Annotated in this window: 21 protein-coding genes and 1 pseudogene; 15 read left to right on the top strand and 7 right to left on the bottom strand. The window is 36.2% G+C overall.

The genetic code is table 11. The features are described from left to right. From EZ449_RS01225 to EZ449_RS01235, 3 genes are all read left to right on the top strand, one after another. A complete protein-coding gene (locus tag EZ449_RS01225; RefSeq protein WP_131556129.1) occupies positions 1 to 648 on the top strand; it encodes a hypothetical protein in 648 nt (215 codons plus the stop codon). A 104-nt stretch (positions 649 to 752) separates the two neighbouring features. Next, entirely contained in the window at positions 753 to 1,406 is a 654-nt protein-coding gene (locus tag EZ449_RS01230) for a sensor histidine kinase (RefSeq protein WP_165499665.1), read from the top strand. Positions 1,407 to 1,411: 5 nt separating this feature from the next. Beyond that, on the top strand, positions 1,412 to 2,053 hold the full coding sequence (locus EZ449_RS01235; protein ID WP_131556131.1) for a response regulator transcription factor: 642 nt from the start codon (positions 1,412 to 1,414) through the stop codon (positions 2,051 to 2,053). Between the two features lie 69 nt (positions 2,054 to 2,122). Here the strand turns inward: EZ449_RS01235 and EZ449_RS01240 are convergent, their stop codons facing one another. Next, the gene (locus EZ449_RS01240) at positions 2,123 to 2,803 is read right to left on the bottom strand and encodes a helix-turn-helix transcriptional regulator (RefSeq protein ID WP_131556132.1); all 681 of its coding nucleotides are present in this window, start codon (positions 2,801 to 2,803) and stop codon (positions 2,123 to 2,125) included. A 238-nt stretch (positions 2,804 to 3,041) separates the two neighbouring features. On the opposite strand from EZ449_RS01240, the gene EZ449_RS01245 reads away from it, so the two are divergent. The 6 genes and pseudogenes from EZ449_RS01245 (at position 3,042) to EZ449_RS01270 (ending at position 7,449) form a co-directional block, all read left to right on the top strand. Then, positions 3,042 to 3,419, top strand: a complete 378-nt coding sequence (locus EZ449_RS01245; RefSeq protein ID WP_131556133.1) for a BlaI/MecI/CopY family transcriptional regulator — start codon at positions 3,042 to 3,044, stop codon at positions 3,417 to 3,419. Continuing rightward, a complete protein-coding gene (locus EZ449_RS01250) occupies positions 3,416 to 5,437 on the top strand; it encodes a M56 family metallopeptidase (RefSeq protein WP_131556134.1) in 2,022 nt (673 codons plus the stop codon). The genes EZ449_RS01245 and EZ449_RS01250 overlap by 4 nt, the downstream gene beginning before the upstream one ends. A gap of 12 nt (positions 5,438 to 5,449) precedes the next feature. Continuing rightward, entirely contained in the window at positions 5,450 to 6,103 is a 654-nt protein-coding gene (locus EZ449_RS01255) for a TonB-dependent receptor plug domain-containing protein (protein ID WP_131556135.1), read from the top strand. Between the two features lie 27 nt (positions 6,104 to 6,130). Further along, complete coding sequence (locus EZ449_RS01260; RefSeq protein WP_131556136.1) at positions 6,131 to 6,664, top strand: energy transducer TonB; 534 nt, start codon at positions 6,131 to 6,133, stop codon at positions 6,662 to 6,664. A gap of 12 nt (positions 6,665 to 6,676) precedes the next feature. After that, positions 6,677 to 6,865, top strand: a pseudogene (locus tag EZ449_RS23430) (TonB family protein); the annotation flags it as partial. 158 nt (positions 6,866 to 7,023) lie between these two features. Further along, the gene (locus tag EZ449_RS01270; RefSeq protein WP_131556137.1) at positions 7,024 to 7,449 is read left to right on the top strand and encodes an energy transducer TonB; all 426 of its coding nucleotides are present in this window, start codon (positions 7,024 to 7,026) and stop codon (positions 7,447 to 7,449) included. A 400-nt stretch (positions 7,450 to 7,849) separates the two neighbouring features. Here EZ449_RS01270 and EZ449_RS01275 read toward each other — a convergent pair whose 3' ends face one another. The 3 genes from EZ449_RS01275 to EZ449_RS01285 all read right to left on the bottom strand — a co-directional run bounded on the left by EZ449_RS01275 (position 7,850) and on the right by EZ449_RS01285 (position 11,406). Beyond that, positions 7,850 to 8,620, bottom strand: a complete 771-nt coding sequence (locus EZ449_RS01275; RefSeq protein ID WP_131556138.1) for a succinate dehydrogenase/fumarate reductase iron-sulfur subunit — start codon at positions 8,618 to 8,620, stop codon at positions 7,850 to 7,852. 108 nt (positions 8,621 to 8,728) lie between these two features. Then, positions 8,729 to 10,708 (bottom strand): fumarate reductase/succinate dehydrogenase flavoprotein subunit, encoded by a 1,980-nt coding sequence (locus tag EZ449_RS01280; RefSeq protein WP_131556139.1) that lies wholly within the window; start codon positions 10,706 to 10,708, stop codon positions 8,729 to 8,731. Between the two features lie 17 nt (positions 10,709 to 10,725). Further along, positions 10,726 to 11,406, bottom strand: a complete 681-nt coding sequence (locus tag EZ449_RS01285; RefSeq protein ID WP_131556140.1) for a succinate dehydrogenase cytochrome b subunit — start codon at positions 11,404 to 11,406, stop codon at positions 10,726 to 10,728. Between the two features lie 397 nt (positions 11,407 to 11,803). On the opposite strand from EZ449_RS01285, the gene EZ449_RS01290 reads away from it, so the two are divergent. The 3 genes from EZ449_RS01290 to EZ449_RS01300 all read left to right on the top strand — a co-directional run bounded on the left by EZ449_RS01290 (position 11,804) and on the right by EZ449_RS01300 (position 13,225). After that, the gene (locus EZ449_RS01290; protein ID WP_131556141.1) at positions 11,804 to 11,998 is read left to right on the top strand and encodes a hypothetical protein; all 195 of its coding nucleotides are present in this window, start codon (positions 11,804 to 11,806) and stop codon (positions 11,996 to 11,998) included. Positions 11,999 to 12,025: 27 nt separating this feature from the next. Next, positions 12,026 to 12,835, top strand: coding sequence for a DUF695 domain-containing protein (locus EZ449_RS01295; RefSeq protein ID WP_131556142.1), 810 nt, complete (start codon positions 12,026 to 12,028; stop codon positions 12,833 to 12,835). 159 nt (positions 12,836 to 12,994) lie between these two features. After that, on the top strand, positions 12,995 to 13,225 hold the full coding sequence (locus EZ449_RS01300; RefSeq protein ID WP_131556143.1) for a hypothetical protein: 231 nt from the start codon (positions 12,995 to 12,997) through the stop codon (positions 13,223 to 13,225). Positions 13,226 to 13,326: 101 nt separating this feature from the next. Here EZ449_RS01300 and EZ449_RS01305 read toward each other — a convergent pair whose 3' ends face one another. From EZ449_RS01305 to EZ449_RS01315, 3 genes are all read right to left on the bottom strand, one after another. Beyond that, positions 13,327 to 13,518 carry a cold-shock protein gene (locus tag EZ449_RS01305; protein WP_010599638.1) on the bottom strand — a complete coding sequence of 64 codons (192 nt, stop codon included), beginning with the start codon at positions 13,516 to 13,518 and terminating at the stop codon, positions 13,327 to 13,329. Between the two features lie 205 nt (positions 13,519 to 13,723). Next, complete coding sequence (locus EZ449_RS01310; protein ID WP_131556144.1) at positions 13,724 to 14,287, bottom strand: hypothetical protein; 564 nt, start codon at positions 14,285 to 14,287, stop codon at positions 13,724 to 13,726. 675 nt (positions 14,288 to 14,962) lie between these two features. Then, positions 14,963 to 16,507, bottom strand: a complete 1,545-nt coding sequence (locus tag EZ449_RS01315) for a trypsin-like peptidase domain-containing protein (protein ID WP_205942918.1) — start codon at positions 16,505 to 16,507, stop codon at positions 14,963 to 14,965. A gap of 477 nt (positions 16,508 to 16,984) precedes the next feature. Between EZ449_RS01315 and dapF the strand changes: the two genes are divergently transcribed. The 3 genes from dapF (at position 16,985) to EZ449_RS01330 (ending at position 22,731) form a co-directional block, all read left to right on the top strand. Next, positions 16,985 to 17,767 (top strand): diaminopimelate epimerase, encoded by a 783-nt coding sequence (gene dapF, locus EZ449_RS01320; protein ID WP_131556146.1) that lies wholly within the window; start codon positions 16,985 to 16,987, stop codon positions 17,765 to 17,767. Positions 17,768 to 18,333: 566 nt separating this feature from the next. Beyond that, positions 18,334 to 19,503, top strand: a complete 1,170-nt coding sequence (locus tag EZ449_RS01325) for an efflux RND transporter periplasmic adaptor subunit (protein WP_131556147.1) — start codon at positions 18,334 to 18,336, stop codon at positions 19,501 to 19,503. Positions 19,504 to 19,551: 48 nt separating this feature from the next. Next, positions 19,552 to 22,731, top strand: coding sequence for an efflux RND transporter permease subunit (locus tag EZ449_RS01330; protein WP_131556148.1), 3,180 nt, complete (start codon positions 19,552 to 19,554; stop codon positions 22,729 to 22,731). Positions 22,732 to 22,733 lie beyond the last annotated feature (2 nt).

Genomic DNA, 22,733 nt, shown 5'->3' on the forward strand with positions numbered 1-22,733 from the left:
ATGCGAATAATATCACCAATTATTATCGCTGAATTGTTTTGTTTGATAGCAGCAATTTTCCTCTTATCAAAAGATAAGATTAAGTTTTGGAAGGTAAATATTGCTTATTTATGCATTGCCCTAATAACAGAATCTTACGGATCTTACCTATCATCTAAAAGCATTCACAATATTTGGTGGTACAATAGCTTTATTTTACTTGAGGTTGCCTTTATTTTTTATGGGCTCTACCATTGTTTAAAAGAATACATTAATCCCAAGCCACTGATTTTCGGTGGCCTTGGGATTAGTTATGCTATTTTTATTACATATGCTATTTTAGATGGCTATACTACTTACGCCAATACTACAGTAACCGTAATGTCGGTAATATTTGTAGCTTATTGTTTATATTATTATTACCTGTTACTGAAAGATGAGCGGGTAGTAGAACTAAAATATCACCCAGAATTTTGGTGGATTACAGCTGTATTATTTTATTACTTTGGTGGAACAACAAGCAATCTATTTTATTGGATACTTAAATTTGAAATCTTAAAAAATTTCCCTCTTCGCCTAATTATTTTTTACATCACTAACATTATCCTTTGTAGCATTTGGATATACACTTATATATGCAGAGCCAAACAACGCAAATTGCAATCTTAGTAGCTGTAGGAACATTAATCTTCTTATTAGTCCCTTTTTTTCTGGTGATGTATATTAGGTCTTACGTGAGGCATAAAAAAAATCATGTGTTAGAAAAAGAAACCATGAAGCAGAAATTCGAAGCAGAAATGCTGCAAACTCTTGTGGAGGTTCAAGATCAAACCATGCAAACCATTGCCACAGAATTGCATGATAATGTTGGACAATTGCTTAGCCTTACCACCTTAACCTTAAACTCCATAAATTTGGGCGACAGCGAAAAAGCAGGCAAAAAAATAGAGAGCTCATTATCGTTGGTAAACAAATCTATAAAAGAATTAAGAGAACTTGCCAAGTTATTACATGGCGAACAACTTGTAGAAAATGGCATTGGCCATGCCATAGAACAGGAAATAAATTGGCTAAGTAAAAGTGGTGCCTACGAATTAAAGGTGAGTAATCAATTATTCGATTTGCAGGTTGCCTCGCCAAATAAGGATTTAATTATACTCCGGCTATTGCAAGAAATAATTAATAACATTATTAAGCATGCAAAAGCCAGTTACATTGAAATCGATTGCTACTATGCACATGAAACGCTTTATCTTAAGGTAAAGGAAAATGGCATTGGCTTTAGCTACGATGAGAAAAAGCAGAAAAAAACTGGAATGGGACTTAACTCTATTTACAAACGAATAGAGATGATCAATGGAAAATTAGTGCTAAATTCGAAACTGAATAAAGGCACGTCTATCGCCATTGAAATCCCATATCCTTAATATATATGCAGCATCCTACTATTTCTATTGCAATTGTTGATGACCACACGCTTTTCCGATCTGGATTAGCAAGCTTATTAGAGGAATTTGAAGAAATCGACATCAGTTTCGAGGCAATTAATGGCCTGGATCTTCAATCAAAAATAGGAAGTAAACCCCAAATTCAGCTAATTCTAATGGATATTAATATGCCCGTAATGGATGGCTTTGCAGCTACCAAGTGGGTTAAAGCGAACTACCCGCATATCCATGTATTGGCCTTAAGCATGCTTGAAGACGAGAAAGCAATTATTGGAATGCTTAAAGCTGGTGCTGGAGGATACATGCTAAAAGAATCTACACCTACCGAATTGTTAACCGCTATTAAGGTAATTGTTGAAAAAGGTTTTTATGTAAATGAAGTCGTATCTGGTAGGCTTTTAGTGGCCTTGAAAGATGCCGATACCAAACCAATTTTTTCGGCAAGAGAATTAACTTTTCTTCAACATTGCAGTACAGAGTTTACCTATAAGGAAATTGCCGATTTAATGAATGTGAGTCCACGAACGGTAGATAACTATCGCGAATCCTTATTCGCTAAACTTAACATTAAATCTCGTACTGGTTTGGTGGTGTATGGAATCAAAAATGAAATAATTCTTATTTAATCTGCTTATCATTCTCTCAACGAATTACAGCTAACCTTTAAATAACATCTTGCCCACTAAATCATTATGTTAAATCAAGTCGAACGCCCTTGCATACTCACAAAGTTCGTAGTATGAGTTCGTGTTTAATTTCTGCTTAATGTTTTTTCGGTGCGTTTCTACCGTACTTTGGGCAATAAATAATTGTTGAGCAGTATCAATAGAACTTTTCCCCAATGCCATTAAACCAAGTACCTCTTGTTCTCGAGCACTTAAAGTGGAGAAAGTTTTAAAGTTTTTACGAAGAAAATTATTTTCATCCAGTAGCCGAGATGCTTTCGTAGCCATGTGGTGCATGGCATCTATAGGAACAGCAGTGGTTATCGTTAATAATGGGGTGCCGTCATCATCCCTCAAAAATATTTTTGTACTGGCCATATGCCAATTATAATCACCATTTGCAGAAAAGCGAACCTGCTGAAAAAAAGTGCAAATTTCTTCGTCATTGTTGTTTTCAATTAAGGTTAATATTTTAGGCACGTAGTCCTTTGCATCCTCGGCATTAAAAAACCTTTCATAATATTCTTCTGCGCTTAATTTAGTAATCTCAGCTAAGGAAATATTTAGTTGCTTTAAACCTGTATTTGAAATCCAAACCACTGCACCATCTTTTATATTGTGCAATAGCACTACTGCTGGAATTTTATCTGCGATAGCTTCGAGTTGGGATATGCCATCGTTTATTTTTTGCTTAATGTTTGGAGCGTACATAATTTAGTTAATAAACTGGATGATTTATTTAAATATTAAAAAAATATACCGTAAAACATATTCTATTTAAACAATTAAAAATCCACAAACTATAGTGATTGAAATACACCGACAGTTAGTATCTCGATTGTACTCAATATTTTAAAAAAAAACAACTCAAAAACTTGCATAACTAAATAATTAGTTTTAACTTTAATTAAGGCAACAAATTTTGCCCCTATCCTTATTACAAATTATTATGGAAATTAAAGATTTAACCAAGGCCGAAGAGCAGATTATGCAGGTGATGTGGCAGTTGGAAAAAGCATTTGTTAAAGATGTAATTGATGAATTACCTTTTCCAAAACCCGCTTACAACACTGTCTCAACAATCATCAGGATTTTAGAAACAAAGGGCTTTATTGGCCACGAGGCTTTTGGAAAAGCCCACCAATACCACCCTCTAATTAGCAAGGAAGAATATAAGCGCCACGCTACAGAAAAACTTCTCGGCAACTACTTCGAAAATTCAGTAGAAAGTATGTTTTCTTTCTTTGTTAAGGAAGAGAAATTGGATTTGAGTGATGTGGATGAGATTTTAAAAATGATTAATAAAATTAAACATAAACCAAGATGAGTTTTGCCCACTACCTACTTCAGGTAAACTTATACTTAATTGTTTTTTACGGCTTTTATAAATTACTGTTAGATAAGGAGACCTACTTTACCCTAAACCGCTTTTACTTAGTTGGAGCTGGAGCATTGTCGCTTTCTATACCTTTTATTCGTTTAGAATGGCTAACACAGCAAAGCGCAGCACAACAAGTTTACACCTCAGTAAATTGGGATGCCGTATTGCAACAAGCCACAATAGTAACCGAAACCAGCAATGGTTTTAACTGGGCAAATGCTTTTGTTTATATTTATTGTGGTGGTATTTTGTTTTTCTTGTGTAGGCTAGTGTTTAACTTAATGGCTGTAAGAAGCTTAATTTCCAATGCAAAAACAGGTTCGGCTTTTTCTTTTTTAAGTAGCAAAATTGTAGATAAAGATCTTCCTCAAAGGGATGTAATTAATATACATGAGGAAGCCCACATTAAACAATGGCATACCTTAGATGTGTTATTCTTCGAGATTTTAGGCGTAATTACCTGGTTAAATCCAATAATTTATTTCTACAAAAAATCGATTAAGAACATTCATGAGTTTTTAGCCGATGAGCAAGCTGCCGAATTTCAGGGCGATAAAGCAGAATATGCCATGTTGATTTTAAGCCAATCTTTTGGGATTTCCCCAAATACACTAACCAATGGCTTTTTTGATAAATCACTAATCAAGAAGCGTATTTTTATGCTTCAAAAAGAACGCTCAAAAAGAATAGCAATTATGAAGTATGGTATTTCCATCCCTCTATTTGCTATTCTGATTGTATTCTCTTCTGCAACGGTGCGTAAAAATGAAAGGTTAATTTCAATTTCTGATCAAATTCCATTGGATAAGCCTATTGAAATGGTAAAAGAAGTAGTTAACCCCGAAGAAGAATTTGTAGCCCAAACTATCACAAAGGAAAACGTAAGCTTACCACAAGTTAAGACAGATAGCAACTGGTCTACTTTTTATAAATTTATTGGTAGGTCAATCAAATATCCAACAGAAGCTCAAAATAACAACCTACAAGGAAACACCTTGATTAAATTTACCCTAAAGAATAATAAGGTAACAAATTTAAGTAGCATTTTATCGCTCGGTGATGGATGTGATGAGGAAGTAATGAAAACAATCCTATCTTTTAAGAACTTTAAAAATGCAAATAATGGAAATTATTGTATTCAAGTTAATTTTAGGTTAAGTAACAACAAATCAGAAATAAAAAACCAAAAGAAAGTTACAGTTCCATCGTATACTAAATTATCAGATATAAACATAGTTGCCTATTCAAAAACAAGTTCGGGAATTGGCAATAACGACAAAGATGATGATGTTTTTGATTTTGTAGCAATTGACAAACAACCAGAGTTTCCGGGGGGACTAAAGAAGTTTTATGAGTATTTGGGCAGAAGCATTAAATACCCTGAAATGGCTCAGGAAAATAATGTTCAAGGAAAAGTATTTCTGAGTTTCATTGTGGAAAAGGATGGTTCTTTAAGTGATGTTCTTATAACCCGAGGACTCGGAAGTGGTACAGATGAAGAAGCTGTGAGAGTAATTAAAGAAAGCCCAAAGTGGAATCCTGGAATTTCTAATGGCAATGCCGTTCGTGTAAAATACAATATCAATGTGAATTTCACTTTAAATAACGATCCACCTTCAACTGAAAAGTTGACCGGAATTTCTATTAAACAGCAAAATTCACAGAATAAAGCCTATTCAACAACACAAACAGCAACCGTATTCAAAGGTGGAAAATTTGAGGGTTTGGTTGTTTATAATGGTAAAGAAAGTGCAAATGGGTTCGATTTCACAAAGATTGATAATAGAGATATTCAATCGATTAGTGTGTTAAAAGATGTTTCAGCCACCAGTCTATATGGCGATAAGGGAAAAAATGGCGTATTAATCATCACCACAAAAAACAACATCTTCAGAAAAATGGAAGACACTGAACTTAAAATGGACAAAAGCTTACCAACTCTTCAATTGAGACAAAAGTTTTAAAAAAATAGTACGATGAAAAACATAATCATATTTATGCTAGCCATAGGGTTTACACTAAATGGCTTTGCTCAAAAAGCTGATAGTATAAAGACGCCATCTTTACGACTAAAAAGCGCTTCAATGGCAACCTCTGAGCCACTTATAGTTGTTGATGGGAATAAACAATATATTAAGGGTACTTCATCCTTAAATGCTATAGATCCAAATAATATTGAATCAATTACTATTTGGAAAGATAGCACAGCAATTGCGAAATATGGCGTAGATGGTTTTGGTGGCGTTGTAGAGATAAAAACAAAGAATGGTCTACTCAATTCAAGCATTACGCCAAAAATTAAGGGCAACTCTACATTAAAACCTGGAGGAAGCATTTCCAATTTAAAAATATACCCAAATGCTCGCCCTAAAAATACAACCCCTCTCAATAATAAACCAGCAATAAAAAATTTTCTGTTGTATAAGGACACAGACCCCAAGGCAAAGCCAATTTATGTACTGGACGGCAAGCAGGTAGCAGACGTAAAGAATGTAGACCCGAACACCATCGAATCGGTAAATGTTATAAAGGACAAAGCTGATAAAGATAATATATATGGTGGAAAAGCCGAAAACGGAGTGATCATCATTACCACTAAAAAACCCAAACCACTTCCAAAGGAAGATTAATTAATTTAAAAATTTTATTATATAAAAATGAGAAAGCTAATTTTTTTAGCCCTAATGGGCTTTGCCATGTTATTAAATCCAGCAAAGGCACAGGATCAGGAGAAAATTTATGATTTTGTTTCAATTGAAAAGCAGCCCAACTTTCCAGGTGGGATGCAGAAATTCTATGAGTACCTTGGGAAAGAAATCAAATATCCCGACAAAGCAAAAGTTGCTAAAACTCAAGGAAAGGTTTTCTTAACATTTGTAGTAGAAAAAGAGGGAACTTTAAGCGGTATCGAAGTAATTAGAGGCCTTACCGAAGAAACCAATAATGAAGCGATTAGGGTTATAAAGAACTCCCCAAAATGGAATCCCGGGATACAAAAAGGAAAAGCAGTTAGAGTAAAATATAACATCGCTGTTAATTTTAGCCTTTCTCCAAAAGGCACAGAGAAAAAAGCAAATGTAAAAAAGGCAAATCAAAAATTTCCAGAATATCCTGGAGGTCAAGCCAAATTATATTCTTATTTAGCGAAAAATGTAAAATATCCTGAACAAGCTAAAAAGGATAAAATGTAAGGGAAGGTATTCGTATCTTTCTATGTTGAAAAAGATGGAAGACTTTCGAATATTGAAGTTACCAAAGGTGTAAGCAAAGAATTGGATGCAGAAGCGCTAAGGGTAATTAAATTATCACCGAGATGGAATCCAGCAATTGGTGATAACGGAAGCCCTCAAAGAGCTAAATATGTGCTGCCAATCAGTTTTACTATTGTTTAAATTACTTGATAGGTTGACATTATAGCACAAAGTTAATATTAGTTAATACATGCATAATACCTCAGCAAAAATAGCTGGGGTTTTTATGTTTCAGCAGGCCGCTAAGATAATTCCTAGCTATACTTTGCGTATTTATTTTAATCGCAATATATTTGAAAATGAAAAATTACCTCTTAGCATCAATTTTATTTTGCATTGCATTTACTGCATCAGCACAAAAAGATTCAACAACTAAAACCGAGTTTCACGTTGATTCATTGGCTAAGGAAAAATTTGCTTTTTTGTCTATAGAAAAGCAACCAGAATATCCTGGTGGTTTGAAAAATTTCTATCAATACATCAGCAGAAATGTTAGATACCCCAAACAAGCAAAAAAAGACGGTGTTTCTGGAAATGTAGTTTTAAGCTTTGTAGTTGAAAAAGATGGTCAACTAAAAGATGTTAAGGTGATTAATAGCGTAAGGGAAGATATAGATGCAGAAGCAATTAGAGTAGTTTCGAATTCAATAAAATGGAGCCCAGGTATTCAAAACGGTAAACCTGTTAGAGTGATGTATCGCTTCAACGTTAACTTCGCTCTATAACAGCGATAAACTATAAAAAATAAAACCACAAAACCCCAGCTAAAATTAGTCGGGGTTTTATGTTTTCTCTCCTGTCTCGGAACACTAAATTTATAAAATTTTTAATGCATATACAAATTTTACAGAATAAAATTTCTAAAAAGATAATTAATTGATATGCTAACATAAGATTATTGCAAGTTTCGCAAACTTTTATTTTGAAGCTTGTTTATTGTGCTAGGTTTCGATTTCTAAAAAATTACTTTCGTATGTTTTCATAACAATTAATATTATTAAAATAATGCAAAATACTAGTCATTAAATCGGTAAAACCTTAAGCAGATTATCATCCATAAAAAAAGCCCCAAACTAGGTTTGAGGCTCAAGAATCCAGTAGTTAAACTGAACGCACAGTATACTTTTAAACCGTTTCTTCCGAAATAAATTTAGCAGAAGCGAAATCGCGGTTCATACGGGCAATATTTTCTAAAGAAATTCCCTTAGGACATTCTGCTTCACAAGCACCTGTATTTGTACAGTTACCAAAACCTTCTGCATCCATTTGCGCCACCATGCTTTGTACACGGCGGTAACGCTCTGGCTGACCTTGGGGCAATAAAGCTAACTGAGATATTTTAGCAGAAACAAATAGCATTGCAGATGCATTTTTGCAAGTTGCAACGCAAGCACCGCAGCCAATACAAGCAGCAGCTTCGAAAGCAGCATCAGCTTGCATTTTAGGGATAGGCAGGTTATTTGCATCCTGAGCATTACCTGTGTTTACCGAAATAAAACCACCGGCGGCAATAACTCTATCAAAGGCAGAACGATCTACAGTTAAATCTTTCACTACCGGAAATGCAGCAGCTCTCCAAGGCTCAACAACGATGGTATCGCCATCTTTGAAAGAACGCATGTGCAACTGGCATGTGGTAACTAAATCTTTTGGTCCGTGCGGGCGACCATTGATAAACATTGAACACATACCGCAAATACCTTCACGACAATCGTGGTCAAACACAACAGGTTCTTCGCCTTTGTTTATTAACTGCTCGTTTAACACATCGAACATCTCCAAAAAAGACATATCCGGTGAAATTTCGGCTAATTTATAATCAACCAAAGCACCTGCAGTTTTGTTATTTTTCTGACGCCAAACTTTTAGCGTTAAGTTCATATTTCCTGTACTCATGATATTGAGATTTAAGTATCAAAAATGGTATCAAGATTTGAGTATCAAATATCAAGATTGCAAACCGTCTTGATACTTGATACTAGCTACTTGATATTTAAGTTGCTACTATTTATAACTTCTTTGTGCTACTTTAATATTTTCAAACTTCAACTCTTCTTTATGAAGCTCGAAGTTTACACCTTCTTTAAATTCCCATGCGGCAACGTATGCATAATTAACATCATCACGTAATGCTTCCCCTTCTTCAGTTTGATACTCTTCACGGAAGTGACCGCCACAGCTTTCGTTACGATCTAATGCATCAATACACATTAATTCTCCTAACTCGATAAAGTCGGCCACACGACCTGCTTTCTCTAACTCTGTGTTTAACTCATCTGCCGTTCCGGGAACACGAACATCGCTCCAGAATTCTGCACGTAAAGCCCTGATTTCTGCAATAGCCTGATTTAAACCTTCTGCATTACGAGCCATTCCACATTTTTCCCACATGATATGGCCTAAACGCTTGTGGAAATGATCTACTGATTTAGTTCCCTTAATATTGATTAAAGTATTCAAAATACCAACTGCCCTTTCTTCAGCCTCTACAAACGCAGGGTGATCAGTTGGAATTGCCTTTACCGAAATTTCTTTCGATAAATAAGCACCAATTGTATATGGAAGAACGAAATAACCATCAGCCAAACCTTGCATTAAAGCAGATGCACCTAAGCGGTTGGCACCATGATCGGAGAAGTTAGCCTCACCTGTACAGTATAAACCAGGAACAGATGTCATTAAGTTATAATCAACCCACAAACCACCCATTGTATAGTGAACAGCAGGATAAATACGCATTGGTGTTTCGTAAGGATTTTCGCCAGTAATCTGTGCGTACATATCGAACAGGTTACCATATTTCTCCTTAACAACCGCAGTACCTAAGCGCATGCAAGTTTCTTTATCAGGATTATGAATACCAGCTTTAGAAGCTTCGATTTTTCCGTAACGTTCTGTATTTGCCTTAAAATCTAAGTAAACGGCAAGTTTCGAAGTACCAACACCGTAACCTGCATCGCAACGTTCTTTAGCAGCACGAGATGCAACATCACGAGGAACCAAGTTACCGAAAGCAGGGTAACGACGCTCTAAATAATAATCTCTTTCATCTTCAGGAATCTCGGAAGCTTTTCGGTTATCATCCTTCTTTTTAGGCACCCAAATACGTCCGTCGTTACGTAACGACTCAGACATCAGGGTTAATTTAGATTGATGATCTCCGGAAACCGGAATACAAGTTGGGTGAATTTGCGTATAACATGGGTTTGCAAAGTAAGCACCTTGTTTGTGCGCTTTCCAAGCCGCTGTAACATTACTACCCATTGCATTGGTAGAAAGATAGAATACGTTTCCGTAACCACCTGTTCCTAAAACCACAGCATGGCCGAAATGACGCTCAATTTCACCTGTAATTAAGTTACGGGCAATAATACCACGAGCTTTACCATCGATTTTTACAACCTCAAGCATTTCATGGCGAGTGTACATTTCTACCTTACCCATACCAATTTGGCGTTCTAAAGCAGAATATGCACCTAATAATAACTGCTGACCAGTTTGACCCGCAGCGTAAAAAGTACGTTGAACTTGTGTACCACCGAATGAACGGTTATCTAACAAACCACCGTATTCGCGGGCTAAAGGAACACCTTGAGCCACACATTGATCTATAATGTTAGCGCTTACCTCAGCCAAACGATGCACATTGGCTTCGCGGGCACGATAATCGCCACCTTTAATGGTATCGTAAAATAAGCGATAAGTACTATCGCCATCATTTTGATAGTTTTTTGCTGCATTAATACCACCCTGAGCAGCAATTGAGTGCGCTCTACGAGGTGAATCCTGAAAACAAAAACACTTTACTTTGTAACCCATCTCGGCTAAAGTAGCTGCCGCCGAAGCACCCGCCAAACCTGAACCTACAATGATTACCTCAATACTTCTTTTATTCGATGGATTAACCAAAGCCACGGATGACTTGAATTTTGTCCATTTATTGGTTAATTCGCCTTCCGGTATATTTGAATTAATATCTGACATATCTTTCGTGCTTAAAATTATTTAATAAAACCGAAGTGAATTGCGATCGGCATCGCTGCGAATACAATCGAAATAATAATCGAATACCAAACGCCTGCACCCTTAATTATACCGTTGTATTTTGAATGATTCCAGCCCATGGTTTGGAACGCAGATGCAAAACCGTGTAGTAAGTGGTAGCATAAAGAGATCATCGCTAAAATGTAAACACCAACCCTAACAGGATCCTGGAATTTATCTTTCATTACCGCATACAAATCTTCATGACCGTTTGCATCAACAGTTGGAATTCCTGTGAAACGAGAAACTACCCAAAAATCTTTTAGGTGAACCACTAAGAAAATTAATAATAAAGTACCCAACAAGCCCATTGAACGGCTGTACCATTTACTGTTAGCCTTACCATCGTTCACCGCATACTTTACAGGCCTAGCCTTTCTATTTTCAATAGTCAACCGTAAAGCCTGAAAAATGTGAACAAGCAAACCAAGCATTAAAACAACCTCGCCAGCTCTGATAATCCAATTGGTAGCCATAAAATGAGCACCAATGTTAAATGTTAAACCGTTGTCATCTAAGAAAATCAACGCATTAATACCACAGTGTACAATTAAAAAGAGTATCAGGAATATTCCCGTTGCACCCATTATAAATTTTTTTCCGATAGAAGAGGAAAAAGCATTTCCGAAACCACTCATTTGATTAGGATTTATATCTAAATTTCTTGCAAAAGTATCTAATTATGAGTTTAATTTATAAACGATTATGACAAAACGACGATAAAACATTTATTTAGAAACATTCTAAAGCTATATTGCTAACAACTGAAAGTGTTTAGATTATTTATGCTTTCTTTTATCACCGTAGCACTTGGTGTAGAAATTATTTTTACCATGATCATTTCATCAAACAGCGTAACCTAATCTTTGCAATCCAATGGTGATAAGGAACAATTTTTTAAATCATTTTATTTCCACCATAAAATTTATATTTTAGCTGAAGCAAACCATTGTTTGCAAATCCCTATTCATTTTTTGATCCCAAAACTTATTGAGGAAAAACCTCGACTTAGATTTTTAATTTCAAAATAACAAAATGAAGAGATTATTTACACGTTACCCGTTTCTTTTTTTAATTCTGGCTGCTATTCTAATTGCCAACGACATTTTACATTTCGCACCTGCCCAAGTTAATACAGGCTTTACACGTTGGCTTGTTCCACTTGCCCTTATGTTTTTTGGAATTGTTGGTTATATCATTAAATGGAATGAGAAACGAACTCAAGCATAGCTAATTAATAATCTAACCTTTTTAATTATGGGATTATTTAAAAATTTATTTGGCAACAAACAACAAACTGAAATACCAAAACACCCTCTACATAAGGAAGAGTGGGATACTTATTTTACTAATGTTGATGATAAATTAGGCCCTATCCTGGTCGACCTTGGCCTTAAGTCCATCGCACCAATAAACGACATGGGGAGCTTGGTATGGATCTCGATTCAAATGAACAATTCGCGGGAAGACGGTTTGTCATCATCAGAAGAAAGCGAAAAGCTTTATGAAATTGAAGACAACTTGGTTAACGGATTAACACAAAAATTTGATTGCGTATATCCTGGGCGCTTAACATCAAATGGTCATCGTGATTTATATTTCTATTTCAGTGATAGCCTTTTGTTTGATAAAACCATTTCAGAAGTTATGGTTGCTTATCCGAATTATGAATACGATTTCGGTGTAAAGGAAGATACTGAATGGGGCGGCTATCTTAATTTCTTATATCCTTTACCTAGCCAATACCAAAGCATGTTGAATCGACGGGTTTTAGATAATTTGGCAGAACATCAGGATAAAAACGAGCTTCCTCGAAAGGTAGATCACTATCTGTATTTTACTACAGAAACCGACCGCTTAGGTTTTATAAAGGCAGTTGAAGATGCCAAGTTTTCAATCGAAAACCAAGATAAAAGGGATGATAGCGATTTCAGTTACACTTTGCACCTTACCAGAGTTGATCCTGTTGATCAAAATAGTATTGATGATTGTACCATAGAACTTTCAAAAAAGGCAAAACAATTCAATGGTTATTACGACGGCTGGGGTTGCCCGATTCAAAAATAATTGACATAAAAGTCCCTTTCAAACAACTCAAGGCATTAAAAAACAAATATTTAAGTTAATAAATTACCAAAAAGTTTATCTTTGCAACAAATTATTAATCGGAAAACAAAGACTTAAATCATCATGAATTTAAAAAAAATCACCTTTCGTAATGTTGCAATGGGAATTACAGCATGCCTTTTATCGATTGTATTTATCAGTTCTTGTGGTAAAAAAGATCAGAACGTTTGTACTACTTGTACGGCACGTACTGCTGTTACAGTAGGTAATGCTGGTACAATAACTACTAGCAACATGGAAGAATGCGGAAGTTCAGGAGATGTAGCTAATGCTGAGGCAAACTTTCGTAATCAAAACCCTGGTGCTACAGTTGAGTGTACTAGAAAGTAATCCCCAAAAAAATCATTCCTGATTAAAATTTTAAAATTCATCCCACAAAAAAAGTCCCGATTTGCATCGGGACTTTTTACGATTTATGTGTTCGAGTTTTCTTAAGCTACTTTAACATTTACCGCGTTTAGGCCTTTTCTACCTTCTTCTACATCGTAGTTTACGGTATCATTCTCGCGAATGTTGTCGATTAAGCCTGAAGCATGAACAAAAATTTCGGCATCGCCATTAGATGGAGTGATGAATCCGAAACCTTTAGTTTCATTAAAAAATTTTACTGTTCCTTGTTGCATTATATTGTATTTTAATTTGCTCCAAAGATAGACTTAAATACCTATTAATCACTTTTTTATTTTTAAATTCTAAATAATTGATTAATAATATTGATTTGCTTGCAATTGAGGGGCATTTTCCTCAATAATTAAATTCTCGCAAACGTTATAAATCGATTGAATTTTTTGCAAAAACGAACTATTGCTACTTAAAAATAGCAAGAAATTAGCAAATACTTGCCTCCCGTTCCTGCACTTTATCATAATTTACAACTAAATCATCCGTCATTTTTACCATAAATGTTTCATTGAAATTACCTCTAACATCATAACTTAAAATCAATAAATCGCCTACAATTTCATGCAAAACCAATTTCGGGCTTGTATAGTTAATCGAAACCACATGGCCGGCTTTATTCATTAAATCTGAAGCATAAATATGAAGCTCTGCCCAGTCAAATAAAACCGAATTACCATTCATATCACTAAGCAAAGGCATTTTATTTTCTAAAGCTTCTATAGTACTCATCACCGAATAATGAAGCTTTTGATGCAAAGAATTTGCTTTTTCATTCGCCAAACACATTTGCGAAAACGTGTGCAAGCTTTGCCCTAAACTGTATATTTTCGATTTCCTTTGAAATTCCTTATAAGTATCGTGAAAAATTCTGCGCTCAAAATCTGTTATGCACATGAAATTGAAATATTGTTTCGAGCTGAGGTTGATGTAAGCTAAAGCCATAATATTCGGTTCTAATTGCTGGTTCAAATATGAAATAATAAAATTCATTAACTAGTTAAGTGTCTGTAAACACTGATGATCAATCGGTAAATGCGAAACTAAAACGTGTTTATGAATTTAGTATGAACATGTTTCTTTAACAAAACGAGTCAATTGCGTAAATCGCTTCATGTTAGGGAAATAAAAATGATTTGGAACATCAATTCAATCGTCGTTTCGACTGAAATGGAGAAATCTTTGAACCTTTTAAAAGGCATTTCCGACTTTAAAAGATTTCTCGGCTTTGCTCGAAATGACGAATGGACAATCAGTCTCATTGCGGTCAGGCTTTAATTTAACCGCTTTTCAGCCTACAGAAATAAAAGGATTTGAAAAGCAGGTTTCTGTGCATTTCGGCCCCGAAAGTCCTGCCAACCGCTTTACTTAGCCGAAAGAAACCTGTGCAACAAGCAAGCATTCCTATAACAAAATAGAAACAAATGCTTAATTCGGCTTTCGTGTTCGCTTTTGTCAGGTTTAGGAAACTTTAAATTGTGCTCAGAACTAACAAACGAGTTGCTGAACTTTTATAAAGCGGTCGTCATTGCGAGTCACGAAGCAATTAATGCGATGGGTTATTGAATTGCTATCTTTTTAGGATTGCTTCGTACCTCGCAATGACGGAAAATAAAAAAGGGTTCCGATTTGCATCGGGACCCTTTTCCAAACTATTTTTCAAATTAATTACTGTGCAGGGAAACTGAAATTAAATGTTCCTTGTTCGCTCACTCCAGACATATAAACCATATTATTTCTGGTTTGAGGCAACGCTTTTTGAACATCACCAACAGAATTTACAGGCTGACCATTCACTTTAGTAATAATTAAACCTTTCTCAACACCAATGTTATCGAAAGCTTTTCCTGTGGTTACAGAACTTACCACAACACCGCTATTAATACCAAATTTAGATTTTTGAGCTTGCGTTGCAGGTACAAATGTTGCTCCTAATTTAGAAACTTCAACACTTTTGGTTGCTGCGGTATTTGATGAAATCCCAACGCTAGATTCACCCTTTAAGGTTACTGTGAAATCTTTTAATTCACCAGCTCTCAACACACTCAATTTCACTTTATCGCCAGGATTTAAACGACCAATTCTTTCTTGTAAATCTGGCGAATCGTTAATTACAACACCATCAACTTTCTTAATTACGTCTCCGGCTTTTATACCTGCAGCAGCACCGCCGCCGCCGGCTACAACATCATTAACGTATAAACCGCTAACCTCATTCGATTTTATTTCAGCAGGATTATCTGCACTTAAGGGAACGAAACTAACGCCGATATAACCACGTTTTACCGAACCGTATTTCATAAAATCATCTACAACTTTACGAGCTAAATTTACAGGAATTGCAAATCCATAACCCTGATTGTAACCACTTTGCGAAGCAATTGCAGAGTTAATACCAACCAATTCTCCGTTAGCATTTACCAAAGCACCACCACTATTACCTGGGTTAATCGCAGCATCAGTTTGAATAAACGATTCTATACTTGTATTTGCAGGTCGATCTGGTCTCTTACCTGTACGTTGGTACTCACGGTATTCCTCTTCAGTAATTTCTGCACCTTCTTGCTCACGACCAATAATACCAATACTTCTGTTTTTCGCACTCACAATCCCAGCGGTTACAGTTGTATTTAAATCTAACGGGAAACCTACTGCTAAAACCCATTCACCAACTTGAACATTATCAGAGTTACCGAATTTTACAACTGGTAAATTTGTGGCATTTACTTTAATTAAAGCCAAATCCGTATTCGGGTCACGACCGATAACTTTCGCTTCAACTTTACGTCTATCAGTTAAAATAACTTCTACTTTCTCTGCATTTTCTACCACATGGTTGTTTGTAACGATATAACCATCCTGGCTAATAATTACACCTGAACCCGAAGCTGCTCTTGGTTGACGTTGCATTTGGCGTCCGCCACCACCGAAGAAATCTTCCATCATATCCATCGGAGATGACCTTTCGCTTTTTCCTGCTGCAGCATAAGTTGTTTTAATGTGGACCACACCTGGTGCAACCGCAGCTGCAGCCTGCGTAAAATCGGCAGTGCCTGCAGATGATACTTTTAACGGGTTATTGGCGAAATATAAATTCTGTTTTTCAGAAATTGTACTGCCTATTTGGTTACCCTCAAATAGTTTGTAACCTCCAATTGCTGCTGCTCCACCTATAAAAGCAGCTAACAAGGTAATTCCTAATATTTTTTTCATGTGTTTGTATATTGTTTTTTAATTGCCATGAAGCTATCAAAAGCTTTGTTTTAATTATTTGGGTCAGCTTTTGATGGTTTCATGTGTTTGTATATTGTTTTTTAATGGTCATGAAGCTATTAAAAGCGATGTTTATTGATTCTGTCAGCTTTTTATGGTTTCATGTGATTATTGATTATTTTTTAAAATCCCCTGACTATTACAAGCATTATTGCTAGCTATTTGTTTGTTTGTAATATTCGTTCGTTAATTTGTAAAGGTCGCTAGAGCAATTTTGCACTTTGATTTAAGCAGATTGCTCAGGCAGTTTTTATCTGCTCAAATTTTCTTTCGTAAGTTTATTCAAATTTAATACCATATAAACGATATTTGTATCTCCAAAGCACTTCAACCTGTGTTAAAAAATGTTAAATTAAAAAACATTAATTACGAAGTCGCATTTGCAACTCAAATATTGCATTAAATAATGAAGATTAAATGAAAATCAATTTTTTTAAATACCAAGGCGCAGGCAACGATTTTATTTTGATAGACCATACCATGAGTCCATTAAAAAACTTTGATAATAACCTCATAGAGCAACTTTGCCACCGCAGATTTGGCATTGGAGCTGATGGTTTGATGTTCGTTACCAAGCATGAGGATTACGATTTTGAGATGCACTATTTTAATGCAGATGGCAAATTAGGCAGCATGTGTGGAAACGGTGGAAGATGCATCGTTGCTTTTGCCAAACACTTGGGAATCATCGATAAGGAAACTAACTTTTTGGCAGTTGATGGACCGCATTATGCCAGAATTTCAGAAAATGGCGATTGGGTAGATTTGCAAATGATTGATGTTGATACCATAACCAATGATGGCGATGCGTTTGTTTTAAACACCGGTTCGCCTCACTATGTGGCTTTTCAAAGCGATTTAAAAGATTTCGATGTTTTCACTAACGGAAAAAACATCCGTTACAATTCTACTTACACCGAAAAAGGCATCAACGTAAATTTTGTAGAAGATAATGGCGACCATTTATTTGTCCGCACCTACGAACGTGGCGTTGAGGATGAAACTTATGCTTGCGGAACAGGCGTTACGGCGGTTGCAATGGCGATGGCGAAATACAAAAATCAAATCGGCCATATTAATACAGATATTAAAGTTTTAGGTGGCGATATTAAAATAGAATTCGATTACAATGGTCATAAATTTACCAACGTATTTTTATGCGGTCCGGCAAAATTGGTTTTTGAGGGCGATGTAGCGTAATCATCCGTAAGGTTTAATTATTTTAACAAAAGGACATTATATATTTTTTGGAAATCAACGCTCAGCTTTTTATCGGAAATCACAGTCTCACCATTCGCTGTAGTCCCGATAAAAAATCGGGAGCTGCCGCTGCTGTCGAGTTTAGGTACAAAGGTCTGTTTCCCTCATGATTTCTCATAATGGGTTTATATAAATCATTCATTTTATCAAAAGTGTAATTTCTACACTAACTCCCCTATAAATTGGCTGATTTTGCGAACATATTAGGCTGTTAACACTACAATTAATTTATTATTTAACAGCATTTAACATCTGTCGCAATTAATTTACACACCAAAATTATCATCACTAATCTTGCTTAAAACACTTTAAAACAATCATTTAAAGGCCTTAATGACCATTCATCAACATAAAGTAAATCAATCGATTGATTAAATGACAGAAATTGGACAGCTTTAATTTTTTTTAGGCGCTATTTTTGGGCAGAAATCGCAGAATCCAAATCCAATAATTGGAATATGCTTTCAACCCCGGAAATTAAATTTAAACACACACAAGAATAGTCCATGAGAAAAGTAACAACTCTCTTTTTCAGTATCAGCATTGCTATGATTTTAGCATCATGTGGAGGTAACGACGATGCTAAAAAAGCGGCAGCCGCAGCAGCAGCTGGCCCACAAGCCTACCCGGTTTTCACCGTTAATGCGCAAACAACAGAATTAAATTCAGATTACCCTGCAACTATCGAGGGTATACAAAACATCGATATCCGCCCAAAGGTAGATGGCTTCATCCAAAGAATCTTGGTAGATGAGGGTGCCGTTGTTAAAAAAGGTCAATTGCTTTTCACCATCATGGCTCCTCAATACGAGCAAGAAGTTAGAACTGCAAGAGCAGCCATCAGCAGCGCTGAGGCAGACGTTAACGCAGCACAATTGCAGGTAAACAAAACTAAACCTTTGGTAGAGAAAGACATCATCAGCAAATATGATTTAGATGCTGCGCAATTGACTTTGCAAAGCAGAAAAGCAGCTTTAGCACAAGCGAGAGCATCTTTAGCAAATGCACAAGTGAACTTAAGCTATACTTCAATCACCAGTCCGGTTGATGGTGTGGTTGGAAGCATCCCTTTTAGAACAGGGAGTTTGGTAAGCAGTTCAAGTACCGAACCTTTAACTACTGTTTCAAATACTTCTAAGGTTTATGCTTACTTCTCACTTAACGAGAAACAGCTTTTAGATTTTTCTAAAACTTACAAGGGAAATACATTGGCGCAGCAAATGAAGAATATTCCAGCGGTTAGTTTAGTATTGGCTGATGGAAATGTATATGCTCAAAATGGAAGAATAGAATCGATTAATGGTCAAATTAATACGGCTACAGGTTCAGCAAGTTTAAGGGCAACATTCCCAAATCCAATTTCTTTATTAAAATCTGGCGGAAGTGCATCGGTTAGAATTCCTCAGAAAGTTGAGAATGCAATCTTAGTTCCCCAAAAATCTACCATCGATTTACAGGGTAAGAAATTTGTTTACGTTTTAGGCGATTCAGCAAAGATTATCAGCACAGAAATTCAGATTATGGATTTGGCAAAGGATAAATTCTACGTGGTAACCAAGGGCTTGAAAGCAGGTGATAAGGTAGTTTTAGAGGGTTTTCAATCTTTAAAAGATGGTGTTAAAATTAAACCCGAAGAAAAAAGTGCCGATTCAGTTTATGCTGATATAAAAAAATAAACAATATAATCAGTGCAATCACACTAATCAGTGTAATCAATATTAAATATGTTTAAGAAATTTATAGAGAGGCCGGTATTATCAACGGTTATATCCATCATCATCGTAATCCTCGGTGTTTTAGGTTTGGTTACGTTGCCGGTTTCACAATATCCAGAAATTGCGCCCCCCACGGTGCAGGTTTCTACTTCATACCAGGGTGCAAATGCCGATGTGGTAATGAGTAGCGTTGTTGTTCCGCTCGAAGAACAAATAAATGGTGTGGAAGACATGACTTACATGACTTCTACCGCCAGCAATGATGGTACTGCAACCATTACGGTAAACTTTAAATTGGGTACAAATGCCGATTTAGCTGCCGTGAATGTTCAGAATCGAGTTGCCAGAGCCACTAGTTTATTACCTGCAGAGGTTACAAAATCAGGTGTAATTACGGCAAAAAGACAAGCGAGTAATGTGTTAATCTTTGGTTTATTCAGTGATGACCCATCTTACGACCAGAAGTTTTTGCAGAATTATGCGAACATTAACATTATCCCACAAATTAAACGTATTAACGGTGTGGGTGATGCAAGTGCATTCGGAACTTTAGATTATACCATGCGTTTATGGCTAAAACCAGATGTTATGGCCACGTATGGTTTGGTACCGAGTGATGTTAATAGTGCTTTGGCAGACCAAAACGTTGAAGCCGCTCCTGGTCAGTTTGGAGAGTCAGGTAACCAAGCGTTTCAATATACGTTGAAATATACAGGCCGATTAAAAGATGAAGCCCAATTCGGAAACATCATTATCAAATCTGATGCTAACGGACAGATTCTGCGTTTAAAAGATATTGCAAGAATAGAGCTTGGTGCTCAAAGTTACGCCAGTCAGGTAAGATTTAATGGCAAGCCTGCTTTAGGTATTGCGATTAACCAAACGGCGGGTTCAAATGCAAAAGAAGTAATCGAAAACTCGATTAAAACTTTAGATGAAGCACAGAAATCTTTCCCGAAAGGCGTGCATTATTCAACCTTGGTTAACGTAAACGATTTCTTGGATGCATCAATCGAAAAGGTAATTCACACTTTAATTGAGGCATTTATTTTAGTATTCTTAGTGGTGTTTATCTTCTTACAAGATTTCCGTTCTACATTAATTCCGGCGATAAGTGTTCCAGTTGCAATTATCGGTACATTCTTCTTCTTAAGTTTGTTTGGTTTTACCATCAACTTATTAACCTTATTTGCACTAGTACTCGCCATTGGTATTGTGGTAGATGATGCGATTGTGGTGGTGGAGGCCGTCCACGCGAAGTTGGATGAGGGTTATACTGATGCCAAGAAAGCAACAATTGATGCAATGGACGACATTAGCGGTGCGATTATTTCCATCACTTTGGTAATGGCCGCTGTATTTATTCCGGTGAGTTTTATTCAAGGTTCATCAGGTGTATTTTACAAGCAATTCGGTTTAACACTCGCCATCTCTATTATTTTATCAGCCATTAATGCGTTGACTTTAAGTCCGGCGTTGTGTGCTTTATTCTTGAAACCGCATGGTGAAGAACATGAAAAGAAGAAGAATTTCTTAAATCGTTTCTACGATGCTTTCAATACTTCTTTTGATGCCGTAACACGGAAATATAAAAAATCTGTAGGTTTCTTATCCCATGCAAAATGGCTTGTTGGTTTGGGCATTGCATTCTTCACCATTGTTTTGGTTTGGACTATGAACACTACTCCAAAAGGTTTCGTACCAAATGAGGATTTAGGAACCATCATGTCTGATATTTCCTTACCTGCAGGAACTTCACAAGAAGAAACCAAAATTGTTATTGCAAAAATCGACAGTGTTGCACATGCCATTCCTGAAATTAAAAATACTTTAACAGTTGTTGGCCGAAGTATGATTAGCGGCTCGGGTAGTTCTTATGGTATGGTAATTTCACGATTATCTCCATGGGATGAACGTAAACGTGATGTTAAAGCTATTATAGGTGAACTTTTCGCAAAAACTTCTGGCATTAAAGGTGCCAAAATTATCTTTTTCGCTCCGCCAACCATTCAGGGTTTTGGTACCAGTGGTGGTTTCGAATTCCAGTTACAGGATAAAACCGGTGGCGATATTAAAAAATTCAATGATGTTGGAAATGGATTTTTGGCCGCATTAAGTAAACGTCCTGAAATTCAGTATGCATCAACATCGTTTAACCCTAACTTTCCTCAATATCAAATTGATGTAAATGTGGCGAAAGTTAAACAAGCCGGTTTAACCGTTGCTGATGTTTTAGGTGTTATGCAAGGTTATTACGGTGGTGTTTATGCATCAAACTTTAATAAATTCGGCAAGCAGTTTAGGGTAATGTATCAGGCAGATGCACAGTATCGTGCTAATGAACAAACCTTAACCCGAATTTTCGTTAGAAATAGTGCAGGCCAAATGGCTCCCGTTTCTGAGTTTATTACTTTAACCAAGGTTTACGGTCCGCAGGCAATTTCTCGTTTCAATTTATTTACGTCGATTGCCGTAACAGGAAATCCGAATGCAGGATACAGTTCTGGTGATGCCTTGAAAGCAGTACAGGAAGTTGCAGCACAAAGTTTGCCTGCTGGTTATGGCTATGAATTCTCAGGTTTATCTCGCGAGGAAATTAGCGGTGGCAGCCAAACCGTATTCATCTTTTTACTGTGTATAATTTTCGTTTACTTCCTATTGGCAGCACAATATGAAAGTTATATCCTGCCATTGGCCGTTCTAATTTCTTTACCCATCGGTTTAGCTGGAGTATTTGTTTTCGATAAAATTTTCGGAGTAGATAATAACATTTATACACAGATTACTCTCATTATGCTCGTTGGTTTATTAGCCAAAAATGCCATTTTGATTGTAGAATATGCGGTTGATAGACGAAGAAAAGGCATGAGCATTGTAAACGCTGCCATAGATGGGGCAACAGCCCGTTTACGACCAATTTTAATGACCTCTTTCGCCTTTATTTTAGGATTATTACCGTTGATGTTATCATCTGGTGTTGGGGCTTCGGGAAATAAATCGATTGGTACAGGTGCCGTTGGAGGGATGTTAATCGGTACATTATTCGGTGTATTCGTTATCCCAGCCCTGTTTATTGTTTTCCAATCACTGCAGGAAAGAATAAGCAACAAATCGCCTTTTGATGAGGACATTGAAAAAGAACAAACACCTGAAGAATACGAATTAGCCACAGCTAACAGTAAACACTAATT

This window comes from Pedobacter frigidisoli, assembly GCF_004331675.1.
Taxonomy (GTDB): domain Bacteria; phylum Bacteroidota; class Bacteroidia; order Sphingobacteriales; family Sphingobacteriaceae; genus Pedobacter; species Pedobacter frigidisoli.